Source organism: Siphonobacter sp. BAB-5385, assembly GCF_002261125.1.
Taxonomy (GTDB): domain Bacteria; phylum Bacteroidota; class Bacteroidia; order Cytophagales; family Spirosomataceae; genus Siphonobacter.
In genome coordinates this window covers 170,188-195,950 of record NZ_NMPS01000232.1, presented here as the reverse complement: position 1 = coordinate 195,950, position 25,763 = coordinate 170,188, and the positions used below count along the sequence as shown (strand labels likewise).

The 25,763-nt window shown below is 50.3% G+C and carries 25 protein-coding genes; 18 read left to right on the top strand and 7 right to left on the bottom strand.

Going from position 1 to position 25,763, the window contains the following annotated elements; translation table 11 throughout:
• Positions 1–295: 295 nt before the first annotated feature.
• The 5 genes from BWI93_RS24930 (at position 296) to BWI93_RS24920 (ending at position 4,174) form a co-directional block, all read left to right on the top strand.
• Complete coding sequence (locus BWI93_RS24930) at positions 296–979, top strand: response regulator transcription factor (RefSeq protein ID WP_094816441.1); 684 nt, start codon at positions 296–298, stop codon at positions 977–979.
• A gap of 16 nt (positions 980–995) precedes the next feature.
• On the top strand, positions 996–1,844 hold the full coding sequence (locus tag BWI93_RS29200) for a HAMP domain-containing protein (RefSeq protein ID WP_255158056.1): 849 nt from the start codon (positions 996–998) through the stop codon (positions 1,842–1,844).
• Entirely contained in the window at positions 1,841–2,371 is a 531-nt protein-coding gene (locus BWI93_RS29195) for a sensor histidine kinase KdpD (protein ID WP_255158055.1), read from the top strand. The genes BWI93_RS29200 and BWI93_RS29195 overlap by 4 nt, the downstream gene beginning before the upstream one ends.
• A 223-nt stretch (positions 2,372–2,594) precedes the next feature.
• Entirely contained in the window at positions 2,595–2,900 is a 306-nt protein-coding gene (locus BWI93_RS29835) for a SulP family inorganic anion transporter (protein ID WP_369679218.1), read from the top strand.
• Positions 2,897–4,174, top strand: coding sequence for a SulP family inorganic anion transporter (locus BWI93_RS24920; RefSeq protein WP_369679217.1), 1,278 nt, complete (start codon positions 2,897–2,899; stop codon positions 4,172–4,174). The genes BWI93_RS29835 and BWI93_RS24920 overlap by 4 nt, the downstream gene beginning before the upstream one ends.
• Positions 4,175–4,314: 140 nt before the next feature.
• Here the strand turns inward: BWI93_RS24920 and BWI93_RS24915 are convergent, their stop codons facing one another.
• Together BWI93_RS24915 and BWI93_RS24910 are read right to left on the bottom strand one after the other, a co-directional pair.
• Positions 4,315–6,405, bottom strand: a complete 2,091-nt coding sequence (locus tag BWI93_RS24915) for a T9SS type A sorting domain-containing protein (RefSeq protein WP_176454327.1) — start codon at positions 6,403–6,405, stop codon at positions 4,315–4,317.
• Between the two features lie 108 nt (positions 6,406–6,513).
• Positions 6,514–7,824, bottom strand: a complete 1,311-nt coding sequence (locus BWI93_RS24910; RefSeq protein ID WP_094816437.1) for an aminotransferase class V-fold PLP-dependent enzyme — start codon at positions 7,822–7,824, stop codon at positions 6,514–6,516.
• Positions 7,825–7,974: 150 nt separating this feature from the next.
• Between BWI93_RS24910 and BWI93_RS24905 the strand changes: the two genes are divergently transcribed.
• The 6 genes from BWI93_RS24905 (at position 7,975) to BWI93_RS24885 (ending at position 12,313) form a co-directional block, all read left to right on the top strand.
• A complete protein-coding gene (locus tag BWI93_RS24905) occupies positions 7,975–8,589 on the top strand; it encodes a rhomboid family intramembrane serine protease (protein WP_233207752.1) in 615 nt (204 codons plus the stop codon).
• Between the two features lie 5 nt (positions 8,590–8,594).
• Positions 8,595–9,443: a LytTR family DNA-binding domain-containing protein gene (locus BWI93_RS24900; RefSeq protein ID WP_094816435.1), complete on the top strand. Its 849-nt coding sequence runs from the start codon at positions 8,595–8,597 to the stop codon at positions 9,441–9,443.
• Positions 9,444–9,583: 140 nt separating this feature from the next.
• On the top strand, positions 9,584–10,300 hold the full coding sequence (locus tag BWI93_RS24895; RefSeq protein WP_094816433.1) for a hypothetical protein: 717 nt from the start codon (positions 9,584–9,586) through the stop codon (positions 10,298–10,300).
• 83 nt (positions 10,301–10,383) lie between these two features.
• Positions 10,384–10,761, top strand: a complete 378-nt coding sequence (locus BWI93_RS28380) for a hypothetical protein (RefSeq protein WP_217902345.1) — start codon at positions 10,384–10,386, stop codon at positions 10,759–10,761.
• The gene (gene pncB, locus BWI93_RS24890; RefSeq protein WP_217902344.1) at positions 10,752–11,555 is read left to right on the top strand and encodes a nicotinate phosphoribosyltransferase; all 804 of its coding nucleotides are present in this window, start codon (positions 10,752–10,754) and stop codon (positions 11,553–11,555) included. Before BWI93_RS28380 ends, pncB begins: the two co-directional genes overlap by 10 nt.
• Positions 11,556–11,596: 41 nt before the next feature.
• Positions 11,597–12,313 carry an FRG domain-containing protein gene (locus BWI93_RS24885; RefSeq protein WP_094816431.1) on the top strand — a complete coding sequence of 239 codons (717 nt, stop codon included), beginning with the start codon at positions 11,597–11,599 and terminating at the stop codon, positions 12,311–12,313.
• A gap of 56 nt (positions 12,314–12,369) precedes the next feature.
• On the opposite strand, the gene BWI93_RS24880 is transcribed toward BWI93_RS24885, so the two are convergent.
• Positions 12,370–13,137 carry a M48 family metallopeptidase gene (locus tag BWI93_RS24880; RefSeq protein ID WP_094816429.1) on the bottom strand — a complete coding sequence of 256 codons (768 nt, stop codon included), beginning with the start codon at positions 13,135–13,137 and terminating at the stop codon, positions 12,370–12,372.
• A 250-nt stretch (positions 13,138–13,387) separates the two neighbouring features.
• Positions 13,388–14,638 carry a nitrate/nitrite transporter gene (locus BWI93_RS24875; protein WP_094816427.1) on the bottom strand — a complete coding sequence of 417 codons (1,251 nt, stop codon included), beginning with the start codon at positions 14,636–14,638 and terminating at the stop codon, positions 13,388–13,390.
• A 170-nt stretch (positions 14,639–14,808) separates the two neighbouring features.
• On the opposite strand from BWI93_RS24875, the gene BWI93_RS24870 reads away from it, so the two are divergent.
• Positions 14,809–15,288, top strand: a complete 480-nt coding sequence (locus tag BWI93_RS24870; RefSeq protein ID WP_094816425.1) for a molybdopterin-dependent oxidoreductase — start codon at positions 14,809–14,811, stop codon at positions 15,286–15,288.
• Between the two features lie 94 nt (positions 15,289–15,382).
• The gene (locus BWI93_RS24865; RefSeq protein ID WP_094816423.1) at positions 15,383–16,423 is read left to right on the top strand and encodes a cytochrome-c peroxidase; all 1,041 of its coding nucleotides are present in this window, start codon (positions 15,383–15,385) and stop codon (positions 16,421–16,423) included.
• A gap of 4 nt (positions 16,424–16,427) precedes the next feature.
• On the opposite strand, the gene BWI93_RS24860 is transcribed toward BWI93_RS24865, so the two are convergent.
• On the bottom strand, positions 16,428–16,790 hold the full coding sequence (locus tag BWI93_RS24860; protein WP_094816421.1) for a hypothetical protein: 363 nt from the start codon (positions 16,788–16,790) through the stop codon (positions 16,428–16,430).
• 221 nt (positions 16,791–17,011) lie between these two features.
• On the bottom strand, positions 17,012–19,366 hold the full coding sequence (locus BWI93_RS24855) for a prolyl oligopeptidase family serine peptidase (RefSeq protein ID WP_094816419.1): 2,355 nt from the start codon (positions 19,364–19,366) through the stop codon (positions 17,012–17,014).
• A gap of 272 nt (positions 19,367–19,638) precedes the next feature.
• Between BWI93_RS24855 and BWI93_RS24850 the strand changes: the two genes are divergently transcribed.
• Entirely contained in the window at positions 19,639–21,021 is a 1,383-nt protein-coding gene (locus BWI93_RS24850; protein WP_094816471.1) for a DEAD/DEAH box helicase, read from the top strand.
• Positions 21,022–21,143: 122 nt separating this feature from the next.
• Here BWI93_RS24850 and BWI93_RS24845 read toward each other — a convergent pair whose 3' ends face one another.
• Entirely contained in the window at positions 21,144–21,644 is a 501-nt protein-coding gene (locus BWI93_RS24845) for an SRPBCC family protein (RefSeq protein ID WP_094816417.1), read from the bottom strand.
• A 148-nt stretch (positions 21,645–21,792) separates the two neighbouring features.
• On the opposite strand from BWI93_RS24845, the gene BWI93_RS24840 reads away from it, so the two are divergent.
• From BWI93_RS24840 to BWI93_RS24825, 4 genes are all read left to right on the top strand, one after another.
• Complete coding sequence (locus BWI93_RS24840; RefSeq protein WP_094816415.1) at positions 21,793–22,191, top strand: nuclear transport factor 2 family protein; 399 nt, start codon at positions 21,793–21,795, stop codon at positions 22,189–22,191.
• 67 nt (positions 22,192–22,258) lie between these two features.
• Positions 22,259–22,858, top strand: a complete 600-nt coding sequence (locus BWI93_RS24835) for a GNAT family N-acetyltransferase (protein WP_094816469.1) — start codon at positions 22,259–22,261, stop codon at positions 22,856–22,858.
• A 12-nt stretch (positions 22,859–22,870) separates the two neighbouring features.
• On the top strand, positions 22,871–23,770 hold the full coding sequence (locus tag BWI93_RS24830; RefSeq protein ID WP_094816413.1) for a carbon-nitrogen hydrolase family protein: 900 nt from the start codon (positions 22,871–22,873) through the stop codon (positions 23,768–23,770).
• A 270-nt stretch (positions 23,771–24,040) separates the two neighbouring features.
• The gene (locus BWI93_RS24825; RefSeq protein ID WP_094816411.1) at positions 24,041–25,699 is read left to right on the top strand and encodes a beta-xylosidase; all 1,659 of its coding nucleotides are present in this window, start codon (positions 24,041–24,043) and stop codon (positions 25,697–25,699) included.
• Positions 25,700–25,763 lie beyond the last annotated feature (64 nt).

Genomic DNA, 25,763 nt, shown 5'->3' with positions numbered 1-25,763 from the left:
TTGTTGGTGTTTAGCGTAGCGTCACCAACAACTATTTCAAGCACCTGACTTTTCAGTTCTTTCATCAGCAACTACATCCCTGCCGTTCCCGACGTTGTTGGTGTTTAGTGTAGCATTACCAACAACAATCGTGTAATTCTTCCCCGGATTGGTGTATCACTTTTGCAAAAAACTTTAGTACAGGCGATAGCCATGCTAAGCACCAGCAAGCGAACCGCTAAGAACTAGTCCTTCCCCTTCTTATTTCCATCTTCACCCGTCAATCCGTACTTTCGTAGCCTAATCTCCTGCGGAAATGAAAATCCTGATTGTCGAAGATGAGCACGAAGTCGCTTCTTTCATCAAAAGTGGCCTGGAAGATTACGGTCTGGAAGCGGACGTAGCCGAGGACGCCTTGAAAGCTCAGCAACTGCTGAAAGAACAGGAATACGGTACAGTGATTCTGGACGTGAATCTACCCATCATGAATGGCTTCGAACTGTGCAAGATCATTCGGGATCGCTACGAGAATGTGTCCATTCTGATGCTCACGGCTTTTGGTACTACCGAAAACGTCCTGACGGGTTTTGATGCCGGGGCCGATGATTACCTGGTGAAACCATTCGAATTTCGGGAACTGATGGCCCGCCTCCGGGCACTCAACCGCCGCCGACTGTCCGTACCGGCTGAAGCCGTGGTGCTGAAACTGGCGAATCTGGAATACAACCAGAAAAGCAAAACGGTGAAGCGGGATAATCACAAGATTAACCTGACTGCCCGCGAGCTGGCTTTACTGGAGTTTTTCATGAAAAACCAGAACCGGGCTTTGTCCCGCAGTGAAATTGCGGAAAAGGTATGGGATGTAAATTTTGATACGGGCACGAACGTGGTTGATGTATACGTCAATTACCTTCGTAAGAAAATTGACAAGGATTTTTCGCCCAAACTGATCCATACCATCAGCGGCATCGGTTATATCATGCAGGAGACCGAAGACTAGTTTACCCTCTATCCCTATGAAAATCAGATCCAAACTATCATTAACCTTCCTGTTGATTGTAGCGGCCAATCTGATTTTGTTTTCGTCGGTCGTGTACTTCACTTCGGAGTACTTCCGGCAAAAGGATTTTTACCTACGCCTCAGCGACAAGGCCAAAACGACGGCCCGTCTGCTCATTGAAGAGGAAAAAATCGACGCCCAACTGTTAAAGCTTTTTGAGCGGAATAATTTGACCTCTTTGCCCGAAGAACAGATCATTGTCTATAATTCCAAAAATCAGATTGTTTACGAAAGTGACAACCGGCCCGACCGTCTGGCCGACCAGCTTCATTTGCTGGAGCGGGTGCGGCAAAAAGGCGAAGTGTTTGTGCGGTACGGCCAGCGGGAAATTGTTGGGTTAACGTATCGCTACGACAGCAAGGAATTCATCATCATTGCCTCGGCTTACGATGAATACGGGCTTACAGAGATGAGGCACTTGCGGACTATTCTGGGTTTCGGACTCGTATTCGGCCTGACGCTGGTGGGAATTTCGGGCTGGTTTTTTGCCGGGCGTACCCTACAGCCCATCTCCGAAGTCGTACGGCAGGTGGAACAGATTACGGCGTTCAACCTGAATCAGCGACTGGTAGCGGGTAAAGAGGAAGATGAAATTGCCCAGCTGGCTCAGACGTTCAATTCCATGCTGGATCGCGTGCAAAAGGCCTTTGAAGTACAGCGGGATTTCGTAGCCAACGCCTCGCACGAATTACGTACGCCGCTCACCATCATTACGGGCCAGATTGAAGTGACGCTGATCAAACCCCGTACCCCAGAAGAGCACGAGCCAAATGGAAAACCGTACTCGAATCCATCCGGCGGTTGAACAATCTGGCCAATAACCTGCTGGAACTGGCCCAGGTCAATCAGGATGTATCGACCATTACCTTTCAGGAAGTCGCTCTGGACGAAGTCATCTACGACGCGGCCAAACTGCTTACCACCAAGCACCCCTCGTATCAAATGATTTTTTCGTTTGAAGGCGATACGGCAACTTCACAACCTTCGTTACTGGTAAAGGGGAACAAGTCGCTGCTGACGACGGCATTTCTGAATTTGATGGAAAACGCTTGTAAATTTTCCCAAAACAAGCAGGTAGAAGTAACGCTGGGCGTGAATACGGAAGGAGCCACCGTCACCTTTACCGATCAGGGCGTAGGCATTAGTGCCGAGGATCTCAAACACATTTACGAACCCTTCTTCCGGGCCGAAAATGTTAAGAAAATTCATGGATACGGCATTGGGCTTCCCCTTACCCACCGAATCATGGAATTGCACCACGGTCGCATCTTAGTTAGCTCCGAACTCAACCGGGGGACTTCTGTCGTGTTACAGCTACCCAAGCTTTTCTAATCGTTTTCTAATCACCTCCTCATTACTCTCTAACAATCTTCTAATGGCCTCTTAATTTTGAAAGAGACCGCATGCCCTAGCTTTGTATCAGGCTAAAAAATCGCCTTCTCGTACGAGGAATTACGATTTCCGGGATTGGATGATTTTAGCGTCTATCCAACCTACTAGCCTTCCCACTATCTCTTGACATAGGCCCAAACGCTAGTTCCAACCACGAACCGTTATGAATACGAAGCTTCAATACGGGACTGACGTTTCCATAGCGGGTGACCTGCGAGGTGGCCTGGTTTCCTTTCTGGTGGCGGTTCCGCTGTGTCTGGGCATTGCTCTGGCGTCGGGTGTACCGCTCTTTTCTGGAATCATTGCCGGGATCGTGGGTGGACTGGTCGTTGGGTTACTCAGCAAATCTCAGTTAAGTATATCCGGACCTGAGGCGGGCTTGATTGTCGTAGTACTGGCGACCATGGAACGCCTGGAGCTTTTCCAACGTTTCTGCTGGCTACGTTTATCGCCGGACTCATTCAGGTGAGTTTAGGTTTTCTTCGGGCGGGGATTATTAGTAATTTCTTTCCCTCCTCCGTCATTAAGGGGATGCTGGCCGCGATTGGTATCATTTTGATCATCAAACAGTTGCCGCATTTGGTGGGCTACGACGCCGATGCCGCTGAAGGCTTTTCGCTTTTTCAGCCCGATGGCTTTGACATCCTGACGCAGTTGACGATTGCTTTCCAGCAGTTTAGCGGAACGGCCATTCTCATTTCGCTGCTTTCACTCAGCGTACTGATTCTTTGGGAACGGCCACTTTTTCGTCAACATGCGGTTTTAAAGAATATTCCGGCTGCTCTGGTTGTCGTTACGCTGGGCATTGGCATTAATATGCTGATTTCCTCCCTGAACCCCACGCTGGCTTTACAGGGAAATCATCTGGTCCAATTACCCGTACCCAAAACCGTGGCGGGGTTCCTTGGGCTTTTTACGTTTCCTGATTTTACGTCCTGGGATAATCCGCAGGTCTATGCCTCGGCCCTGTCGATTGCGATGGTAGCCAGCCTGGAAGCTCTTTTGGCCATCGAAGCCATTGATGAGTTAGATCCACTCAAGCGAAAATCACCGACGAATCGGGAATTGAAGGCTCAGGGTATCGGTAACGTGGTGAGTGGACTGATTGGAGGTATGCCGCTGACTTCGGTCATCGTCCGGAGTTCGGTTAGCCTGAATGCGGGAGCACGTACCAAACGGGCCGCTCTGATTCACGGATCTTTACTACTGGTTTGCGTCGTGACGCTGCCGTCGGTACTGAACCGGATTCCGTGGGCTTCGCTGGCTTCCATTTTACTGGTAACGGGCTATAAACTTTCCCGGGTCAGCATTTTCAGACAGCAGTATGCGGCGGGTATACTCAAGTTTTTGCCTTTCGTTACGACGGTTGTAGCGATTTTACTAACGGATTTGTTAGTGGGCATCGGCATCGGTCTGGCCGTAGGATTATTCTTCGTTCTGCGGGAAACCTACGTGAAAGCCCACCAGACCCATGCCTATCATGTCAACGGGCAGGAACGTATTCGCATTCGCATGGGCGATTACGTATCCTTTCTTAATAAAGTCAGTGTTACGGAAATTCTGGAAACCATTCCGGATGATAGCGTAGTAGAAATCGACTGTACGCGATCTTCTTATATCGACAGCGATGTGCTGAACATTTTAAACAGTTTTGAATCGAAAGCTCATTTACGAAATATTCAGATCACGTATCTGCAACCCATAGTCGAAAATAAATCACTTCATCATCAAATCGCTGTTTAAGCAGTACCCTCTAAAGAATCGCAAGCCTTTGGAGTAACAAGAAAAGGAGTTAGTTTGATAAGGGCCCTTTCATCCGGGGCTTCTTTTTAGGAGTAGAAAGGTAAAGGCTCTGCTAGCCTTTACCTTTTTTGTTTTACAGCTTAGTTCGTCTTTATCAATTTGCCTTCCCGTACGTACGCTCCAGCTTGTACTTTCCAGAGTAACATACCTCCCGTAACGCCTGACAAGTCCAGATCAAAGCGATGCTGATGCTGTACCTGCGTATCCTGCTGACGTAGTACAGGCTGCCCCGCCAGGGTGTACACCTGCAATTGGGCGGCGGCGGCCTGGGGTAAGTTTATTTCAATAATGGCCCGACTGGCGGAAGGGTTGGGATATACCTTCACCGCGACTTCGGTCGTACCCGGCTCTACGGCCGTAGGTCCTTCAATCCAGACGTTTACGGGCGAAGAGGGGACGGAGCACCCTTCACTAATCACCACTACGACGTAATTGCCCGTTGCCTGCGAACCCCGAAGTACCAGGCGAGGCCGCGTCGCTCCTGCGATTTCCGCGTTGTCTTTCCGCCACTGATAGGCATAATTGGCTCCCGTAACGGCATTCAATACGACGCTATCGGGAACCATGGTTGTAGTTTTCCCAGCCGGAACGATATTCGCAACGATGTTCTGCCCCCGCTCCACAATAGAAACTGCCGCCGATTCCTTCCGACAACCCAGGCTATCCCGAACCGTAACTGTGTAATTACCCGGAGCAGAGGCATTGAACTGCACACCGGAAGCATTGGGCACAACTGCTGTACCGAGTTTCCATTCGTAGGCGTACGGAGCCTGTCCACCCGCGGGGTTCGCCCGTAGTAAGGCTCCACCACCCCGGCAGTAGAACAAATCACCGGAAATTTGTACCGTAGGCGTTGGTTTGATGGTGATACTCCGGCTCAGCGAATCTTCGCAGCCGCGGGCATCTTCGACTTTAATCAGGTAGGTTCCTTCTTTCGTCAGGTTTACGCGATTGCCAAATACGAGACTTGATCCCTGCCGCCAGCTATAGGTTACAGCACCCAGGCTATCGGTGACCCGCCCCGTCCACTGTGTACTGCTTCGACCCTCGCAGAGGTAGTCAGCCCCCGTTACACTCAGTTTTAGCTTACAGGCAATATAGGTGATTCGGGCCGTATCGCGGGCCGTACAGCCATTTCGATCCGTTACCGTTAGCCAAACCTGTGCAGAGCCTTTAAAAGGCCCAATGCTCGGATTGGCCACGGTATAAACGGGTGTATTAGCGGACGTTTGCCAGGCGTAGGTATAGGGGCTTGTACCACCACTGGCCGGAATGATGCCTTTGGGTTCGAAGCGATCTTTGCCCGTCAGGGAGGTGTCGGCTCCGGCATACGCGGTGGGAGAATTGTATTTTTGAATCGGAATGCTATTACCGGACACGGCTTGACAGCCATTTTTTGCCGTAGCCTGCAAGGTATACGTTCCAGCATCTTTGGCCTCAAAGGTAGAGCCCGTACCCACTACCGTTGTACCGCGTCTCCAGGCATAAGTATCCGGCGTGAAGTTCTCCGTCCGGAAAATTTGCATCTTCACCCCTTCCTGATCCGCCGAACACAGGTTGAGCTTACTCGTCGCCGTGGTGATATACAGGACGGGTTTGGTTTCCTGTACGGTTTTCGTGGTGGAAGCAGTACAGCCTTTCGCATCGGTTACCGTCACGGTGTACGTACCGGTCTTGGTAATCGAAAGCTGAGGTGTTTTATCGGCGAGCACGGTCGATCCAAGTTTCCACTGATACGTATAGGGACTCGTGCTACCGGAGGTCGTTACACTCAGGCTGCCTTTCTGTCCCTCGCAAAGGGCCGAATCGCCCGCAATGCTGGAAAGGTTGGGGGTAGGATTCAACGTGATGGTCAGTGTATCAGTAGCTCTACAGGAACCCTGGCTAAGCGTAACGCTGTAGATCCCCACGGTGGTTGCCGTATAGGTTCGGCTCGTACCAACAATTTGAGTACCCCTCCGCCACTGATACGTCAACGTCCCGGAAGACGCCGTACCACTGGGGTTCGCGGTCAGTACCACGCTCCCACTGGCACAAAGGCCCACGTTCGCGGGCGTTATTTCCACTTTTAAGGGGCAGACGGGATTTTGAAAGAATCCATTAGTCGGATTTCTGCCCCAACTCATCAGAGCCGAGGTCAGCAGGAAAAGACTAAGTACAAAATTTTTCATATGGGTTGATGTTAGGTTCATGCGAAGTGGCGGTTCATACCCACAAAAAAACAAATTCCCCGGGGAAGTATTTGACTTCCCGGGGAATTTACCCGTAAATCCTTGTGATTACTTTCCGGCCTTTGCCAGCTTATCGGTATTTTCTTTGGACAGAATCGTCAGGGCACTGACTAATCGGTCGAGATCCGAGGGTAAAATATAGACGTGCGGCGTTACCCGAACGCCCTTCACATTCTCTTTATCTATTGGCGTTGTATGGATTTTGAAGCGAGTCAGGAGTGCACTTTCCAGCTGGCCGGGCGTCATCCCGTTCACACCAACGACGGCCAAGGCTCCGGAATAGCCCTTTTTCAGCGAGGTATACAACGTTATACCGGGCAAGTCTTTTACTTTTTCAGCCCAGTAGTTTTTCAGATAAAACAGACGCTCGTATTTCCGAACTGCCCCGATGGAATTATTGAACTGAATGGCCTGCCCGATGGCCTGTTCGATGAAAAAGGGTCGCGTACCCAGGTTTTCGAATTTGCGAATATTGTCTGACTGCGGCTGCTCGTTGGGTACCAGGGGGAATATCTTCGAAATTTTCTCTTTTTTCACCCAAAGCATGCCTGTACCAATCGGAGCACTTAGCCATTTGTGCAGACTCGTACCGTAATAATCGCAGCCCAGGTCGGGTACTTTGTAATCCAGATGCACAAAACTGTGGGCTCCGTCTACGAGTACTTCAATCCCGCGTTTGTGAGCTTCGTCGGCAATTTTCCGAACCGGTAGTACCTGTCCCGACCAGTTGATGACGTGCGTGAGGTGTACCACTTTGGTCTTCGGTGTCATTTGCTCGACAAACAGCTTCACCAGCTGATTCTCGTCTTCGCAGGGCATGGGCAGCTTTACGTAATTGAGCTTCAGACCATCGCGGAGTTCGCGTTGCCGCCAGGCACTCATCATATTCGGGTAATCGAAATTGGAGACGACTACTTCATCGCCCTTTTGCAGGGGTAAGCCCAGAATAACCGTATCCAGGGCTTCGGTAGCATTCCGGTTAATGGCGATTTCCTCCGGCGACGTACCCGCTACGTGGGCCAGCTGCTCCCGTAGCGGTTCACGGCCCTGATCCAGTACCCGCCACATGTAGTAGCTCGGGGCTTCGTTGGAATAACGGAAGTACCGCTCTACGGCTTCCTGTACCAAGGTTGGACTGGGACTTACGCCACCGTTGTTGAGATTCAGTATCGTCGGCGAGACGGTATACGCCCGCTGGATGAGAGCCCAGAAATCTTCATCAGCAGCCAGAGCCTGGGCTGAGTCTCCCGAGCGGTACCGTGCTACTTGCTGAAAGTACGATTCGCTGAGTGGTTTTAAACTGGGAAAGAGGGCAACGCTGGCCGACTGGCGAAAGAACGCACGGCGAGAAGGCATCATAACAGTATGATTGCTAGTGGATAACAGGTTGCGGCCCGGATGGAAATTACTGTAAAATCGGTAAAATCACTATCCCCCCGTGAAAACAGCTATTTTTACGCGTCAAAATACCCTTATCTTTCGACTGAAAGATCGTTTTGTATTGCTACCATGAATCTGAGTCTGACCTTACTGTTTATACTACTGGCCGTAGGTGCCAGTTTATACGCCTGGAATAACGAATCCATCCTGCGTCGCTGGGTAATGAATCCGTACGAAGTCAATCGCCGGAACGAGTACTGGCGGTTTATTACGTCGGGCTTTATTCACGCCGATATTGGTCACCTGGCCTTTAACATGATCTCGCTGTATTCTTTTGGCGGTCTGGTGGAAAGCATTTTCTCGCAGATTTCGCCGATGGGAAATCTGTTGTATGTAGCTCTGTACATGGGCGGTATTATTATTTCCGACCTGCCCACGTACTTCAAGCACCGGAACAATCCCAACTACAATTCCCTTGGGGCTTCGGGCGGGGTATCTTCCGTCATTTTCGCGGGGATTATGTTTGCTCCCACAACGTCGCTGTATCTGTTTTTCATTCCCATCCCCATTCCGGGCTGGATTTTTGGTGGACTGTACCTGGCCTATTCCTACTGGGAGTCACGCCGGGGAACAGGATACATTAATCACTCGGCTCACTTGTGGGGGGCTTTGTACGGTATTGCTTTTGCCATTGCGGCTTATCCGCCCGTTATCGGCATGTTCATTGAGCAAATCCGGGGATAACTCGTATGTTCTCGATTCTGGCTCAGCCCCATCCCCGCTTCGAGCGTGATGCCGCTACCTGGTGGCTATCTGTCGGAGCGGGTCTATTCGTGGGCCTGTTTATCATTATTTTTCAGCCCTTTGGAACCGCCCGGGTCGTCATGCCCGGAAAGTACCTGTTTCTTGCGGGTTTTGGAGTCATTACTTCGCTGGTACTGGTTACCAATTACTTTGCCTTACCAGCTCTGTTTCCAGCGTGGTTTCGGGAAGAACGCTGGACGGTTGGTCGCAACATCGTCTTTGTACTGGGCCATTTTCTGGGCATTGCCGTACTTAATTACTTTTACACCACGAGCGTTTTTGGCATATCCCGACACCTGCCGGGTCTACTTTCCATGATTGGGTTTACGCTGATTATTGGTGTTTTTCCAACAACGGCCTTTACCATTACCACGTACGTCAAAAAGCTTAAGAAGTACAGTCAGCCTCCCCAGCCGGAGCCCCTCTCCCCGCAGGAACTCGCTACCGAAACCCAACAGTATATTCAGTTCACGGCGGAAAACGGAAAAGATCAGTTACGCCTGCCCGTGACCGAACTGCTGTACATTGAGTCAGCGGATAATTACTCGGAAATTGTTTTTCAGGAAAATGGGCAGCTTCGCAAAGAACTGCTCCGGAGTAGTTTGAGTCGGCTGGAAACGCAAATCTCCTACGACTTCATCGTCCGCTGTCACCGTTCCTACATTGTCAATCTGCACCGCGTAGAACGGGTGAGTGGGAACGCTCAGGGGTACAAACTCCATCTGCGGTCGCTGGAAACACTTGTCCCCGTCGCCCGCAAATATTCCGAACTGGTAACCGAACGCTTTCACTGACCTTGTCAAACATCCCAAACGGCTGCTGAATTGTCCCTGGCTTTGTCAAACGTCCCAGAATCCTGATAATCAACCCATTGATTTGACATGTTTTCGTCGTAGCTCTACGTTTGTATGGTCTTGTCAACCATGCAATTCTTATGAAAACGCTTCAGGCTTCGATCCTCGTCATTCACGTTATCTGTGGTTTCACTGCTTTACTCAGTGGATTGGTACCTATGATTGCCCGCAAAGGGGGTCGCTTACATAACTTCTGGGGGCTGGTATATTACTGGGCCATGTTTGGCGTATTCATTACGACCGTGGGCCTGTTTGTACTGGATCCGCTTTCGCTGAAAATGCAGTTCTTTCTACCCGTAGCCGTCGGTAGCTTTTACCAGACCTTTACCGGAAAACGAATTTTATTACGCAAAAAATCAGAGACACCACCTGCCCGACTGGACTGGGCCGCGATGTACGGCGTGAGCTTTTTCGGGCTAGTGACGCTAGCCTGGAGTATCCAGCGATTTATGGTACAACAACCTTACCAAGGCATTCTGTTTCTATTCCTGACCGCTCTTTGTCTGGCCAATGGCTGGAACGATTACAAGGTATTTAGTGGACGGGTACAACCCCAACGCATGCACTGGTTTTTTACGCACCTGGGTCGAATGCTGGCTTCGTATGCCGCTACGCTAACCGCCTTTCTGGTCAATGTAGGTCCCCGTTTCTTGCCCGCTGATATGCCTTCTTTCGTCAATCTCTTGCTATGGGTTGGTCCGGGTGTAACCGTTGGCTTCTTCATTAGCCGACTCACGAAACAGTACCGCAAAAAGATGGGCTTGACGGCTCCCTCCGCCTCCGCTACACCTGCCTAATCGTTTACTGATACGGTTTCAAACTCCGGGCATAACTTTTATGGAAAAACTATCATTTCCATTAGCCCCGAGTTTCCATGTCTATGGCTTCCATTCTTCCCTCCCTGCTGGATAATGACTTCTACAAGATCACTATGCAGCAGGGAGTTATTCGGCTCTTTCCATCAGCCCGAGCCCGTTATCAATTCATTAATCGGGGAAAACACGCGTTTCCGCCCGGCTTTGCCAAAGCCTTACGTGAAGCCGTTGATGCCATGGCTTCTCTGCAACTGACCCGCGAAGAGAAACACTTTCTGCGGGTTACCTGCCCCTATCTCGACCCCGTATACCTGGATTTCCTGGCGGGATACCGATATAATCCTGAAGAAGTACACATTACCCAAACCGGCGAAGCACTGGAAGTACGCGTTGAAGGCCTGTGGTACCGTACCATTTGTGGGAAGTACCACTCATGTCGCTGATCTGTGAGCTGTATTATCCACTGAATCATCTGGAACGAATTAGTGATGCGGAAGTAATAGAGAATACTCGCCAAAAGATTGAAAATTACCGCGACCTGAACGTTACGGTGGCTGAATTCGGTACCCGTCGTCGCCATTCGTACGGAGTACATCGCTTGGTCTTACAAGCTTTGCAACAGTACGGAGCGGGTTCATTTGTCGGAACCAGCAACGTGCACATGGCCATGCTGTATCAGACCAAACCCATTGGTACGCACGCCCACGAATGGTTTATGTTCCACGCAGCCCGGTACGGTTTTAAGATGTCGAATGCTTTAGGACTGGAACACTGGGTACAGGTCTATCGCGGGGATTTGGGCATTGCCCTATCGGATACGTACACAACGGACGTCTTTTTCCAGCAGTTTGACAAGATGTTTTCCAAGCTTTTCGATGGGGTCCGGCACGACAGTGGCGATCCGCTCGAATTCGCCGATAAAGTCATCCAGCATTACCAAGGCATGGGGATCAATCCGCTGTCGAAAACCATCACTTTCTCCGATTCGCTCAATTATGAAAAAGTCGCACGCATTGCCGAACACTGTCGGGGTCGCATCGGCATGTCGTTCGGCATCGGTACCAGTCTGACCAATGACGTCGGCCCTAAAGCCATGAACATTGTGATTAAAATGACGGAAGCCCAGCCGGGTGAAGGGGAATGGACCGAGGTCGTCAAGCTATCCGACGAAAAAGGCAAGTACACGGGCAGCGAACGGATGATTCATCTGGCCAAGGAAATCCTCCACATCGAATGAGAAGTACGTACTGAATACCAAGATTTTCCACCGATCCAGCCATGAAAGAAGTTGAATTAAGTACGATTGAAGCGTACCTCACGCTCATTAAGCAAAGTAAAGAAGAACATAGCCAGCAGGGTTACGCGATTGACTTTCTGTTTCGCGGACAAACGTTCGATCATCCCCTGCTTCCCAAAATTTGTCGTTTAAAAGCCAAAGGCGACATTTTGCAAGTGGAACAAACGCTTTTACAGGAATTCAAGCGAACAAATCCACTGCTCATTGAGCCGCACCGCCCCATGGACGATTGGGATTACCTGACGCTGGGCCAGCATTTCACCTTACCCACGCGTTTGCTCGACTGGTCGAACAATGCCCTGACGGCCCTGTGGTTCGCTACGGGCGAATCGCTAGTGGCTTCGTCGTACAGCGTAGTCTGGATTTTAATGGCTCAGGAAGAGGATTTTGCGGCCAATCTGGAAACGATGCACCCTTTCGACGTGCCGCAAACTAAGCTCGTACGACCCCGGATTATCAAGCAACGGATCAATAACCAGTCGGGTGTATTTAGCGTCGCGTCGTCTCAGGAACTACTGACCAAGCAGTACATGAACGAAATCGACTCGTATACGGAAAAGTTAATCAAGGTAAAAATTCCGTCTACCTGCCTGAAGCAAATTCGTACCGATCTGGATACGCTAGGCGTCAATGCGTTCTCGATTTTCCCGGAACTGGAAGGGCTCTGTACCTATCTCCAATGGCGTTACTTTGAATAATGAAAAAGGCGGAGAACGAGTCGTTCTCCGCCTTTTTCATTTCATTCTATCGTTACTTATTCTTTTCCGGAATTAAATACGCCTTTGGGATCGGCCTGTTTAACCGAAAGCTGCTCGATAAAATTGAAGTCGAGAACCTGTACATCCAGTTGCCGGCATTGATGCAGGTGTTCCCAGGCTTTATCGAAATTGTTTCGCTGATACTCGGCCAGGGCCAGTTTCAGGTACGTCGTGGCGTTGGTCGTATCCAGTTGTACGGAACGATTGAGTAAGGCAAACGCTTCGTCCAGGTCATGAGCCTGACCGGATTGCTGGTGTTGCTGAATGTACAGCGTCGCCAGATCGTCGAGTAACATCGAATTGGCAGAATCGCAGGCGACTCCTTTGCTCAACATACGGATGGCCTCGGTTCCTTGTCCTTTCTGATGGCAAACGACGCCTAAACCCCAGTACGCATCGCTGTTTTTCGTGTTCAGCAACTGGGCCAGGTTGAAGCGATAGCAAGCGGTATCCAGCTCACCTTCGGCGATGTACTCCCAACCACGCTCGGCAAAAAACCGGCTGGCTTCGGCCCGATTACCGAAATTCTCGTCACAGGCCTTTAAAAAGGCTTCGTCTTGTTTGATTTGCTGGGCGGATTTCTTTTTTTCACCCCACAGCGGAATACAGTGCAGGGATGTTTTGTCACTGTCTTTAGCTACCGTCGAACGGGCTTCAGAATTTGATTTGGTTAGGGGGTGGGACTGACTGACAAACTGAGAGGTCTGTCCGAAAACGTTCGGAAACACCCCCAGAATGGTCCACACTACTAAAAGGGCTCTCATCGAATTCACTCTCTCCAAATTGGTTTCAGATTCTTAAACGCTTCGGTTCAGGAATAAGTGTCTGTCGAAGTAGTTTTAACGTAATTTTCTGGAGATTAACCGTGTAAAAAGAAATATTCGTCGCTGGTACCCAGTACTTTATTCCCTACCTCCGTCGCAACGAAAGTAGTAGAATCCCTAAGTTTAGCCAAACGATTAGTCGATTCTTAACTCAAATCATCCCCATCATCAGCTCCGTTTAGGAGCCTTCCTACGAAACGTACGCCTTGGGTACTCGCCGAAAGAAAAACAGGGAGAGAAAGGCCGTTAGTCCGAAAACGCCAGCCGTCAGGTACAAGGGTTGCTGGTACGAGCCGGAGGTTTCGAAGAGCCAGCCCATCACTAGTGGTCCCAGCAATGAACCGCAGTTTTCGAATAAGCTGATGGTACCGTTGATCTTGCCGGCTGCTTTCAAGCCAAAGGACCGAACAATCAATACATTGTACAACGTGAAAACGCCGCCCCAGCTTAAGGCCGCCAATCCTACGGAAGGAATAATTAGACTCGGCGTCAGCGAAGCCAGGCCTACCGCTCCGACCATGAGTCCCAACAGACAACCGGTAAATAGAGGATATACCGAAACCAGATCTGAAATCCAGGAAATCAGAAATTTCCCTACCAATGCTAGCGTGAAGTACAGCGATAACGTCCAGGCCGCCTGCCCGGAATCGAAGCCTACGCTTCGTAGTTGTAGAAAGAGATTGGAAACAAGTCCCACTATTCCCAGAAACGACAGAAATCCGCAGAGAGCAATCAGCCAAAACAAGGGCGTACGCAGAGCTTCGGCATACATTTTTCCCGTCTTCACCAGCGATTTTTCCGTAGTCCTTTGCCCATACGGTTGCATTCCAGCGGCTTCGGGTGTGCTATACACGACGACAGCCGTATAGACCAAGAGCACTAAAGGCACAAACGTGAGCCAGTGAAAGGCTTCCCGCCAGCCGTGGGTATGGATCAGGCTGGTCAGTATCGGGGGAAAGAGAGCACTCCCCAGACTCGTACCCGCCAGCGTGAGCCCCAGAGCCAATCCCCGTTTTTCCTGAAACCAGGATGAAACCAGAATCACGACAGCCACTGACCCCGCTGAAACGTACGCCAGTCCAAGCAGCACGTGCAGCACGTACAAATCCGTCAGATTACGGGCGAATCCGTAGCCACCCAGAGCCAGGGCCATTAGGGTTAGCCCCGTCAGCAATAATTTTTTGACTCCAACCCGATCAATCAGCCAGCCTGAAAGTAAAATGAACAGGGCCGAGACGGCATACGTAACCGTTTCCCGGGATTTCAGTACACTCCGAGTCAAGTGAAATTCCTGCTGGATGACTTCATCAAAGACCGACAGCGAAGAAGTAGTAAGTCCGTTTATGGTAATCAGAATCAACAACCCGGAAACCGCGATCAACCAGGGATACTGTCGATGAGAGGAGGCCGAAGTATCGGTTAAAGTAGATGTTTGATTCATATGTTCGGGAAGCAAAGACGCTTTTTTACTCGTGTCTAGTAAACAGCGGAAAAGATAGATGGTTCCCAGTAGTCTAGTCCTAGCCTAGAGTTTTAAACAATTCATTAAATTCGATCGTTATGTTTACTTAAATACAACGATAATTTCAGACCTATTTCCGTTCCTGTCGCATGAAAAAGTTACTGCTCCCGTTCGGTTTCCTTGTAGGGTCCTGGAACGCGTCGGCTCAGGTGGTTCTGAAGGTTACGGGTGAAGTCACTACTCCGCTTCAACTACAGGCTTCCGATCTGAAAGCCCTGTCGCATACGGACGTAAAAGCCGTAGACAAAGACCAGAAAGAACACCGCTACTCGGGCATACCGTTGATTGAGTTACTGAAAAAAGCCGGAGTAACCGTAGGCGGGCAACTTCGCGGGGAAAATCTGGTTAAATACGCTCTGGTACGGGCCGCCGATGGATACGAGGTCTTGTTTGCCTTACCAGAACTGGATCCGGAATTTAGTACGCGAACTATCGTACTCGCCGATGCCGTAGACGGTACTACCTTACCCGCTGGCGTAGGTCCGTACCGAATCGTGGTCCCCGGCGAAAAGAAACCCGCCCGTTGGATTCGGGAAGTACGGGAAATTGAAATCCGCTTTGCCAAATGATTCTTCTTTGCGAGAGAATGTTTATTTTCACTTTCCATTTGCCGGAAAGGCCGCAACCGGACAGGTAGACTCGTTTTTCTTCTCGTCGATACGTATGCTTCGTTGGTTGATCCTGCTGAGTAGTGCGGTGGTGCTGGCCTTTACCCTCCGCAACGATACTCCCTATACGCTTCCCATTCCGGCTTCTTTTGGGCATCGGTACACGATTCCGGCGGATAATCCGATGACGGTGGAGGGCGTGGCCCTAGGGCGTTTTCTGTTTTACGACTCCCTGCTTTCCAAGAACAATACCATCTCCTGTAGCAGTTGCCATCAGCAAAATCGGGCATTTACCGATGGCTTTGCGTTGAGTATCGGCGTAAATGGACGTACGACGGCCCGCAATTCCATGTCGCTGGCAAACCTGCTTTGGGTACGCCATTTCTTCTGGGATGGTCACTCCCCCACGCTGGAAGATCAGGCACTCATTCCCATGGCTCATCCGGATGAACTGGGACTGGCTCCCGAGAAAGCGGCTCGTAAACTGCAACAAACGGCTTTTTATCCCCCAAAATTCAAACGGGCGTTTGGTACGGACTCCATTACGCCCCTGCTGATGGCCAAAGCTCTGGCTCAGTTTGAACGGACCCTGATTTCCGCCCAGGCTCCGTATGATCAGTACCTGAGACATCAGTACACGCTAACGGCCGCCGAAAAGCGAGGCATGGATCTGTTCATGCGAACCTCCGATCCTGCCAAAGGTATACGCGGAGCGAATTGCACCCATTGTCACGGCGGAGCCCAGTTTTTCCAGAACGTCTTTCATAATAATGGCCTTGATGCCTCACCGCTTGATCCCGGTCGGCAGGAAGTAACGGGCTTTGACGCCGATTTTGCCCGCTTTCGCGTACCGACGCTTCGGAATATTGCTGTGACGGGTCCGTACATGCACGACGGTCGCTTCCGGACGCTGGAGGAAGTCATCGATCATTACAGTGAGCATGTGGCCTCCAGCCGTACGCTCAGTACGGACTTAAAAGGCCCCATGCATCTGACCTCTTCCGAAAAGAAAGATTTAATCGCCTTCCTACATACGCTTACGGACACGGAATTTCTACAGAATCCCACCTTCAGCAATCCGTTTTTGACGCAATAGTTCGCTATTCGTCCATTTCTTCGGGCCTGGTTAATGAACTGGCGAGCAGACTAATGACGCCCATCGCCAGAAAAGTATTACGGGCTTTTTTGTGTTTGGCAAAACCAAAGAGCCAGGGTGCCGCCAGTGCCAAAAGTCCCGCCGAAAAGTCAATAGCTAAGTGCTTTTTGAAGGGTAACAGTCGCAGTACGCCCCATTCGGCTTTAGTTCCCAAGCTATAAACCAGAGCTCCACTACTCAAGAGACCACACAAGGTGACGGCGGCTTTTTCCTTTTCAAAATCGGCCAGTTTAGGGGCCAGGGCCACGAGCGGTACATACGCATAATCGGCCAGACCATGCATGGGCCGTGAAATGGGCTTTTCCATAATCGGGTGTTTTTAGGGTTGGTTTACAGAGGTGTAGAAAAAGCTGTACCTGTGGTTATTGGCGTACTTTATCGATTGGTAGTTCTGAATAGATAGATGCAGTCTTTCGTCCCGCTGAGATGGCTGATCTTTTAGTCCGTATCACGATAAGTCACCTACTACAACAAACCCCATACGCAGGTCTGCGTACGGGGTTTGATAAAATAACCTTAAAGTAAATCTTACTTCTTCAACTTCTCCTGAAACAGCTTCAAAATCCGCTTGTACTCATCCATCCAGCTGGTAGGTTCTACGAATCCGTGATCTTCCATGGGATAGGCGGCAAGCTCCCAGTTTTCTTTCCGTAATTCAATCAGTCGCTGCGAGAGACGTACAGCATCCTGGAAATGCACGTTTACGTCTACCATCCCGTGGCAGATGAGTAGGTTATCTTTCAGACCAGCGGCGTGATAAATCGGAGAGCTGCGACGGTACGCCAGCGAATCCGTCTGCGGTTCGTTCAGAATATTGGCCGTATAGCCGTGATTGTACGCCGCCCAATCGGTTACGGGCCGGAGAGCCGCTCCCGCTTTGAATACGCCGGGTTTGGTGAACAAAGCCATCAGCGTCATAAACCCGCCGTAACTACCACCGTACATCCCAATGCGTTTGGCGTTGATACCCAGTTTCTGCGTCAGATACTTCGCCCCGTCTACGTGATCGTCGAGGTCCTTACCCCCCATGAAGCGGTAAATGCCCGTTCGCCAGTCGCGACCGTAGCCCGCCGAGCCCCGGTAATCCATGTCCAGTACCGTAAAGCCCTGATCGACCAGTAAGTTATGGAACATATATTCCCGGTAATACTGACTCCACCATTTGTGAGCATTTTGCAGGTATCCGGCCCCGTGGACGAAGATGACTGCCGCCCCGTTTTTCTTTTTCGGCACGTACAAACGAGCATAAATATCCTGTCCGTCGCTGGCTTTTACTGTGATGACCTGCGGTTCTTTCCAGGCATAGGATTTGAACTCATCGGAAAGAGAATTGGTAATTTTTTCCGCTTTCGCTCCCGCCTGGTTTTCCTGTAGATACAGTTCCCAAGGCTGCGTAGGCGTTGAATAACGAATGAGCAGTTTCGTTTCGTCCGGTGAAAGGCTTACCTCATGGGCTCCCGTACCGGTTGTCAGCTTCACGCGTTCACCGCCCGTAACTGCCATTTTATACCAGTGCTGTTCTCCGGGGTGTACCTCATTCGACTGAAAGTAAATCGTCTTTTTATCCTTGGATAGAACCGTCTGCTGTACTTCGAACTTGCCACTCGTGAGCTGCTTACGTTCATTCGTACGCAGGTTGATGCTGTACAAATGCGAGTATCCCGTCGCTTCCGACTGAAACAGCAAGGTTTCCTTATCCAGCCAGGTCAGTGCATACGAACCGGGGCCACCCACCCAGGCCTCGTCGCGGAGGCGGTCGAGTACCTTTAGTTTCGCCGTAGCCGGATCGAGCTGGGCAATCCAGCGGTCTTTGTTATCCTGCGAACGAACGATCACCACGGCATACGTACCATCTTCGGACCAGTTCGTTCCGAAAAACTGTACCGGACGCACCTTCGTTTTTTTGGACGTTGTATCCGATTTATACTCCGACAGGTATTTAGGCTGCTCCGTAATGCCCGTCAGGTCTTTTGCACTCACTTCGCGGATGGTATCCTTTTCGATGTCGTACAAAAACAACTGATGCGAAGCCAGTGGTGCTCCTACTTTGGTGCGGGCCGGAATGTCTTCCGTGAATCCTGATTCGGTGACGTAGTTAGGCACAATCGTGCTCTTCGCTCCTGCCGCCGATTTTACCAGTTGGAAAGTCACGTATTTTCCGTGGGGAGCTGCCGTGGGAGCCATCAGGTTCCGTTCTTCCAGGTAAAATTCCTTAGGCCGCTTAGGCTGTTCGGCTTTGGTGATTTTAGCGGCGTCCTTTTTCTTATCGGCCCGTTCCTTCAAGACTTCGAACATCGCTAACTGATCCGTTTTCTGCCATTTTTCCTGTTCGTTGGCTTTCGGATCAGCTTTCTTACTACCCGACAAAAAGTTGGTCAACTGATTGATTTCACCCGAAGCCAGGTACATGGAAAACAGGTTCATGCCGCGACGGAAAATTACCTGTCTTTCATCGCTACTGAACGTAGGGTTATTTTCGCTTTCAACCGTATTCGTCATCTGCCGAATTTGTCTGGTCGCCAGATCGAGGTAAAACAGATCGCCGTTCTTTTCGTACAGCTTTACGGTTTTCGCCTGATTGTACTTCCCCGATTCGCTCGGTATACGCTGCCGATCGGTTACACTTACTTTCGTAATTTTTTTGCTGGCGAGTTCGTAAGCATAGAGCGAATCGCCTTTGGCTCCTTCGGGATTCCAGGAAAAATAAACCCTGGAACCGTCTTCGGCCCAGTAGGGATTACTCGGCGAAACGCCCATCCATTTGGGGTCCTGCATGATCTTTTCGACGGTCAGCGGCCCCAGTTTTTGGGCCATGACAGATACGGCAGGTAGGCTTAGAAGCAGACCCAGTGAAAGGGCCCGAACGTTAGGAAGATGAAACATACAATGGGATGAACGCAGCATCGGGCTGCTTAGCTGTTTACCGAAGTGCTGATGAATGCCTTAAAAATACGGGATCGTGTGTATTTCTAACGTCTTTGGCGACTAAACCTTATTTCTTGAAGGTCAAAAAGCCCATTTTCAAAATCAAGCCAGCCATTCGTTTGGATGCTGCCCCAAATGATTTCTCTGACTCGACCCATTCATTAGTCGCTTTTGTGCTGTTTCCCAAGGCTTTTTGCGACCTTTGTGTTTTCGTTGGAAGGAATAAGAAGATGACGTTCGAAGATTTTAACCTCAATCGGCAATTGCTCAATGCCGTAAGCGAGGCCGGATATGAGCAACCCACCGACATTCAGGAACAGGCCATTCCGCTCATTTTGGCGGGTCATGATGTATTGGGGATTGCTCAGACTGGTACGGGTAAAACGGCGGCTTACGTCCTGCCCATTCTGTACAAGGTCAAGTACGCTCAGGGTTCGGCACCACGGGCTCTGATCCTGGCTCCGACCCGCGAGCTGGTCATGCAGATTGGCGACGCTATTGAGCAATTGGGCCAATATACCGATTTGCGGACGCTCTGTCTGTACGGCGGACTCGGCCCTAAAACGCAAATTGAAGCCCTTACGGCTGGCGTGGACATCTTGGTCAGTACGCCGGGTCGTTTCATGGATCTGTACCTTCGCGGCGACATCATCACGAAAGAACTAAAAGTGATGGTACTCGATGAAGCCGACAAGATGATGGACATGGGTTTCATGCCACAGATTCGCCGGATTCTCGAAATCATTCCCCGCAAACGGCAGAACCTACTGTTTTCGGCTACGTTTCCGGAAAAAGTGGAGAAGTTTTCGTTCGAATTTCTGGAATTTCCCACTCGTATTGAAGTAACGCCGCAGGCAACGACGGCAACGACGGTGAATCAGGTCATTTATTCCGTACCAAACCTCCATACAAAAATCAATCTGCTGGGTTACCTCTTACAGGACCCCGCCTTTCAAAAGGTGATGATTTTTGTTCGCTCGAAGGAAGTCGCCGATAATATTCACAAATTCATTTCACGGAAGGTTTTCTCGGAGGATGAAGTTCGGGTCATTCACGCCAACAAGGGACAGAATACGCGAATCAACGCCATGCAGGCTTTCCGGGATAATACAATTCGGGTACTGGTGGCAACGGACGTGGCCGCCCGGGGAATCGACGTACAGGAAGTAACGCACGTTATTAACTTCGATGTACCGCTGATTTACGAAGATTACGTACACCGGATTGGTCGGACCGGACGGGCTTTCCGTACCGGCGAGGCTATCACCTTTGTTACGGAGGCTGAAGAATACCACATCGAGAAAATTGAAAAAATCATCGGTCAGGAAATTCCAGTGGAGTTTTTACCCGAAGCGGTCGAAGTAACCAATACGCCTTTCCAGGAACGGCAGGACATGCTGCGGGAAGTGGATGATCAGCGGAAGAAGGAAGACCCAACCTTCAAAGGAGCTTTCCACGAGAAAAAAGCCAGACCCTGGCAAAAAGCTCAGGCCGCCGGTCGGCCCGGCAGTAAACCCGGCGGACCCAAAGCCAGCAAACCAGGCGGACGGCCCGGACCCAAAAATTCGGGCGGCAAAAAGCCCACCAGCGGACCAAAACGAGGCAGACGATAAAAGCTCACCCCGATCTGTGACCGTCATGGAATGATCGGGGTGGTGTTTTGCGTCTAAGACGCTTGACCAACAATGCCCCGATTATTCCATTAACGGTTTTAGATCAGGGCAAGCGAGTAAACCTAATAAAACTGAATGTTCAGCGACTGTCCACCCGGCCAGGCTCCGAATACCTCTTCAGCTTTCCGGTAACGAAAGGTGAAGATTTCCCGCAGTTTATCTTTCGCTAGGATCGCGTGAGCGATATCCCCCAGAATCCAGAAAGGCAGCCGGTAATGCACGATGTCGGTCATTTCCACGCCGCCCGCAATCTCCCGAAAATGGTGCTGGTGATGCCACAGACTGTACGGTCCAAACCGCTGTTCGTCCACAAAATAAGCATGATCTTTTACGTGGGTAATCTCCGTCATCCAATACAGCGGAATGCCGAATAAGGGCTTTACGGTATATTCAATGACTTGGCCGGCGTACATCCGGTCGCCGTGGTGGTGACTTCGAATATCAAAGCCCATCGTGGATGGCGTAATATCTTTCAGATTTCCGGGCTGACTGAAAAAATCCCAGGCCTGATCCAGCGTAATGGGTAACTTCTGAATTGTTTTCAGTGAATAGGTGCGGGACATAACGTAGGGATTGGTTCGATTGTACTCATCGAACAATTAACCCTACCAAAAGTTACAATTCTGTCGTAATTTGCATTGAACGTTTTTTCTGAAACGTTTCTTTAATGTTTAGTACGTTTTACTCGATCTTTTAATTTCTGTATCCACCATGACTGCACTGGAAATTGTTCAACACTATTATGCCTATTTCAACGACAAAAACTGGCAGGGAATGCTAAGCCTGGTAGATCCCGAAATACGTCATGAACCCAACCAGGGTGATGCCCGCATCGGCATCGAGCAGTTTACCAAGTTTCTTGAGCACATGGATGAAAGCTACGAAGAAACCTTAACCGATCTGGTCTTTTTCAGCGAACCTACGCAGACGCGGGTGGCCGCTGAATTCGTAGTGAATGGCGTTTATAAAAAGGGGGAAGACGGTCTGCCCGAAGCTCGTCATCAAACCTACGAATTGCCCGCTGGAGCTTTTCTGGAAGTGAAAGACGGAAAAATTACCCGCGTTACGACGTATTACAACCTGCCCCTCTGGATTCAACGCGTTTCGTAGTCTAAAGGCATTGCGGTGGGGCGTAACTTTTGCAGCTTCACGCCCCACCCAGATTTTTCCTGATTCTATGCATTTCATTCATAAAACTGGACAGGCAATTGAAGAAGTATTCGATGACCTGGCCCATTTACGTATTGCAGTATTCCGAAGTTTCCCGTACCTCTATGAAGGCTCCCTAGCGTACGAAAAAGCGTATTTGCAGACCTATACGAAGACGGAGCGTTCCTTCCTGTTTGCGGCATATGACGGCAATCAGATGATCGGAGCCACCACCTGTATTCCCCTGGAAGAGGAAACCGCCGAGGTTCGTCAGCCGTTTGAAGAAGCGGGCATGGATATTCGTACTGTTTTTTATTTCGGAGAAAGTATCCTCCTGCCCGACTATCGGGGTCAGGGATTGGGGCATCGTTTTTTTGATGAACGGGAAGCCCATGCTCGCAGCTTTGGTACGTTTCAAACGGCCTGCTTTTGTTCCGTGGTTCGCCCGGACATGCATCCGGCTCGTCCGCATGACTACCGTCCCCTCGACGAATTCTGGACCAAACGCGGCTATCATCGCGAGCCTTCGCTGCAAAGCCATATGGAATGGCCCGACGTTGGGGAAACTACCTCAACGGCCAAACCCATGGTGTATTGGCTCAAAGCCCTATCACCCACTACTGCATAAACTCCTGTACCCTTGGAAGTAACGATTGCCGCTGCTCAATATCCGATTACTGAACACGTTGATTTTCTAGCCTGGCGTCGGCATACCGAACGCTGGGTAGCCCAGGCTGCCGGGCAAAAAGCCCAACTGTTGATATTTCCCGAATACGGGTCGATGGAACTGGTGAGTCTGTTTTCGGAAGACATTCGCCAGAACATCCGCCAGCAGGTCCGGGAAATGGACGCTTTACGGGCCGATTTCTGTACGGTTTTCGCTGAACTGGCCCGCCAATACGGCGTCAGTATCGTGGCTCCGAGTTTTCCGGTACTCCTGAAAAAAGAACTGGTCAATCGAGCCTACGTTTTCTCGCCCAAAGGCCTCGTGGGATATCAGGACAAATTTTTCATGACCCGTTTCGAAAATGAGCACTGGGGTATTTCGAGTGGTGAAAAAGAACTGACCATGTTTGAAGCGGACTGGGGCCGCTTTGGTATTCAGATTTGCTACGACGTTGAATTTTCGCTGAGTTCGCAGTTGCTCTGTAACCTGGGAGCTTCACTAGTGGTAGCCCCAAGCTGTACCGAAACCATTCGCGGAGCTACGCGGGTACACGTGGGTGCCCGGGCAAGAGCTTTGGAAAATCAGTGTTATACCGTCGTTTCGCAGACCGTGGGAAATGCCCTTTGGTCACCCGCGGTGGATATTAACTACGGATTTTCTGCTTTTTACTCGACCCCTGATACGGGTTTACCCGAAGAAGGAATCATTGCTTCGCATACGCCGCAGGCCGAAACTTGGCTGATACAGACGCTCGATTTTTCAAAAATTGAGGAAGTACGAAACAACGGAAGCGTTTTCAACTTCAAAGACCATCGGCGATTGTACGGTGGCTTTATGGAAGATCAGGTGAAACTACACCGAGCGATCCTTTAATTTTTAGTCCGTAACGGTGGTTACGGACTTTTTTATGGGTAAACGTTACGATCCGAAAAGCTCGTAAACATCTTTATTTATTCCGTTTCAGGTAACCGTAACCTACGCTTCACTGTCATTGTTAGGGAAAATAGCGTCCTTGGACGGACTGAACGGGTTCCTCAACTGAAGAATAAGGTTTACTTTGCCACTGCTAAACCTAGACTTCTTCAAGTTATGCCCTCTTTTTCCAGACCCTGGTCTCGCCAAACATCCATCCTTTCGGCTTGGATGGCCCTTAGTTTATTCTTTTGTTCAGCGATTTCTACTTCTGCTCAAAATCCTGCGATTCAAGTAGATCTTAAGCAGGAAATTGCCCCCATGAGGCCCGTATGGGCCTGGTTTGGGTACGATGAGCCCAACTATACCTACATGAAAGACGGGCAAAAGTTATTAACGGAATTAGCCCAGTTAAGCCCGGTACCGGTTTATGTCCGAACGCATAGTCTGTTAGTAACGGGGGATGGTAAAGCGGCTCTAAAATGGGGCTCCACAAATGCGTATACCGAAGATGCCAATGGACAACCCATTTATAACTGGGCTATCGTGGATAGCATTTTCGATAGTTACGTGAAGCGAGGCATGAAGCCCCTGGCTCAGATTGGCTTTATGCCGCAAGCCTTGTCCACGCATCCGGAACCGTATCGGCATTACTGGAAGCCAGGCGACCCCTACACGGATATTATTACGGGTTGGGCCTATCCACCCAAGGATTACAATAAATGGCGGGAATTGGTCTATCAGTGGGTCAAACACTCGGTCGAACGCTACGGACAGAAGGAAGTGGAAAGCTGGTATTGGGAAGTCTGGAACGAACCCAACGGGCATTACTGGAAAGGTACGCAGGAAGAATTTCTGAAGCTTTACGACTACGCCGCCGATGGTTTGAAACGGGCCTTACCCACGGCCAAAATCGGGGGTATCAATATTGCGGGGACGCGGGGCAAGGGAGCTACTGAATGGACCAACAACTTCATCAAGCACTGCATTTCAGGTACTAACTACGCTACCGGAAAGAAGGGTTCACCCGTGGATGCTATTTTATTTCACGCGAAGGGGCAGCCTAAACTAGTGGATGGCTCGGTCCGTATGGACATGTCCGCCCAGTTGAATGACATCAAGACGGGTTTCGCGATTACGGCGGCGTATCCCGAGACCAAAGATTTACCAATCATCATCGGGGAATCGGACCCGGAAGGTTGTGCGGCCTGCGGCATGGCAACGAATCCCGAAAATGCGTACCGGAACGGCACAATGTACTCCAGTTATACCGCCGCGACTTTCGCCCGAAAGTACCTGCTGGCGGATTTGGCTAAAATCAACTTTCTGGGTGCCGTATCCTGGTCCTTTGAATTTGAAGATCAGCCCTGGTTCTACGGGTTCCGGGATTTAGCTACGAATGGCGTTGACAAGCCGGTTCTGAATGTATTCCGCATGTTTGGTATGATGTCGGGAAAACGGGTCATGGCTCAAAGCAATCGCATGTATGCGTTGGCAGATGTTCTGAAATCAAGCGTCCACGGACCAACCTCCGATATTGGAGCCCTGGCGACCAGTGATCAGAAAACCGCAGCCGTGATGGTCTGGAACTACCACGATGACGACAAACCAGGCCCTATGGAAACCGTCAACCTGGAGATCGCTCACGTTCCGGCCCACAAAGCAACGTTGCGTATCTACGTGATTGACAAGGAAAATAGCAATTCCTACGAGGCCTGGAAAAAGATGGGTTCGCCGCAAAAGCCCAGTTCCCAGCAGATTGCGGCTCTGGAAAAAGCAGGAAAATTAAAATGCCTGGTTACGCGGAAAGTAAAAACCGTCGATGCGAAAGTCTCTTTGCCCATTACGCTGGAACGGCAGGCCGTAGCTCTGGTCAAGCTGGATTGGTAGGCAGGATTATACTACTCAAAAGCCATGCGGGAAGAATGGAAATGCTCTTTTCCCTTCTTCCCGC

Bases quoted from the DNA above. Each gene is read 5' to 3' on its own strand.
- BWI93_RS24875 (WP_094816427.1), bottom strand. From the start codon at position 14,638: ATGAATCAAACATCTACTTTAACCGATACTTCGGCCTCCTCTCATCGA.
- BWI93_RS24910 (WP_094816437.1), bottom strand. From the start codon at position 7,824: ATGATGCCTTCTCGCCGTGCGTTCTTTCGCCAGTCGGCCAGCGTTGCC.
- BWI93_RS24835 (WP_094816469.1), top strand. From the start codon at position 22,259: ATGCATTTCATTCATAAAACTGGACAGGCAATTGAAGAAGTATTCGAT.
- BWI93_RS24855 (WP_094816419.1), bottom strand. From the start codon at position 19,366: ATGTTTCATCTTCCTAACGTTCGGGCCCTTTCACTGGGTCTGCTTCTA.
- BWI93_RS24825 (WP_094816411.1), top strand. From the start codon at position 24,041: ATGGCCCTTAGTTTATTCTTTTGTTCAGCGATTTCTACTTCTGCTCAA.
- BWI93_RS24895 (WP_094816433.1), top strand. From the start codon at position 9,584: ATGAAAACGCTTCAGGCTTCGATCCTCGTCATTCACGTTATCTGTGGT.
- BWI93_RS24930 (WP_094816441.1), top strand. From the start codon at position 296: ATGAAAATCCTGATTGTCGAAGATGAGCACGAAGTCGCTTCTTTCATC.
- BWI93_RS24870 (WP_094816425.1), top strand. From the start codon at position 14,809: ATGAAAAAGTTACTGCTCCCGTTCGGTTTCCTTGTAGGGTCCTGGAAC.
- BWI93_RS29200 (WP_255158056.1), top strand. From the start codon at position 996: ATGAAAATCAGATCCAAACTATCATTAACCTTCCTGTTGATTGTAGCG.
- BWI93_RS24840 (WP_094816415.1), top strand. From the start codon at position 21,793: ATGACTGCACTGGAAATTGTTCAACACTATTATGCCTATTTCAACGAC.
- BWI93_RS24845 (WP_094816417.1), bottom strand. From the start codon at position 21,644: ATGTCCCGCACCTATTCACTGAAAACAATTCAGAAGTTACCCATTACG.
- BWI93_RS24915 (WP_176454327.1), bottom strand. From the start codon at position 6,405: ATGAAAAATTTTGTACTTAGTCTTTTCCTGCTGACCTCGGCTCTGATG.
- BWI93_RS29835 (WP_369679218.1), top strand. From the start codon at position 2,595: ATGAATACGAAGCTTCAATACGGGACTGACGTTTCCATAGCGGGTGAC.
- BWI93_RS28380 (WP_217902345.1), top strand. From the start codon at position 10,384: ATGGCTTCCATTCTTCCCTCCCTGCTGGATAATGACTTCTACAAGATC.
- pncB (WP_217902344.1), top strand. From the start codon at position 10,752: ATGTCGCTGATCTGTGAGCTGTATTATCCACTGAATCATCTGGAACGA.
- BWI93_RS24885 (WP_094816431.1), top strand. From the start codon at position 11,597: ATGAAAGAAGTTGAATTAAGTACGATTGAAGCGTACCTCACGCTCATT.
- BWI93_RS24900 (WP_094816435.1), top strand. From the start codon at position 8,595: ATGTTCTCGATTCTGGCTCAGCCCCATCCCCGCTTCGAGCGTGATGCC.
- BWI93_RS24880 (WP_094816429.1), bottom strand. From the start codon at position 13,137: ATGAGAGCCCTTTTAGTAGTGTGGACCATTCTGGGGGTGTTTCCGAAC.
- BWI93_RS24865 (WP_094816423.1), top strand. From the start codon at position 15,383: ATGCTTCGTTGGTTGATCCTGCTGAGTAGTGCGGTGGTGCTGGCCTTT.
- BWI93_RS24860 (WP_094816421.1), bottom strand. From the start codon at position 16,790: ATGGAAAAGCCCATTTCACGGCCCATGCATGGTCTGGCCGATTATGCG.
- BWI93_RS24905 (WP_233207752.1), top strand. From the start codon at position 7,975: ATGAATCTGAGTCTGACCTTACTGTTTATACTACTGGCCGTAGGTGCC.
- BWI93_RS24850 (WP_094816471.1), top strand. From the start codon at position 19,639: ATGACGTTCGAAGATTTTAACCTCAATCGGCAATTGCTCAATGCCGTA.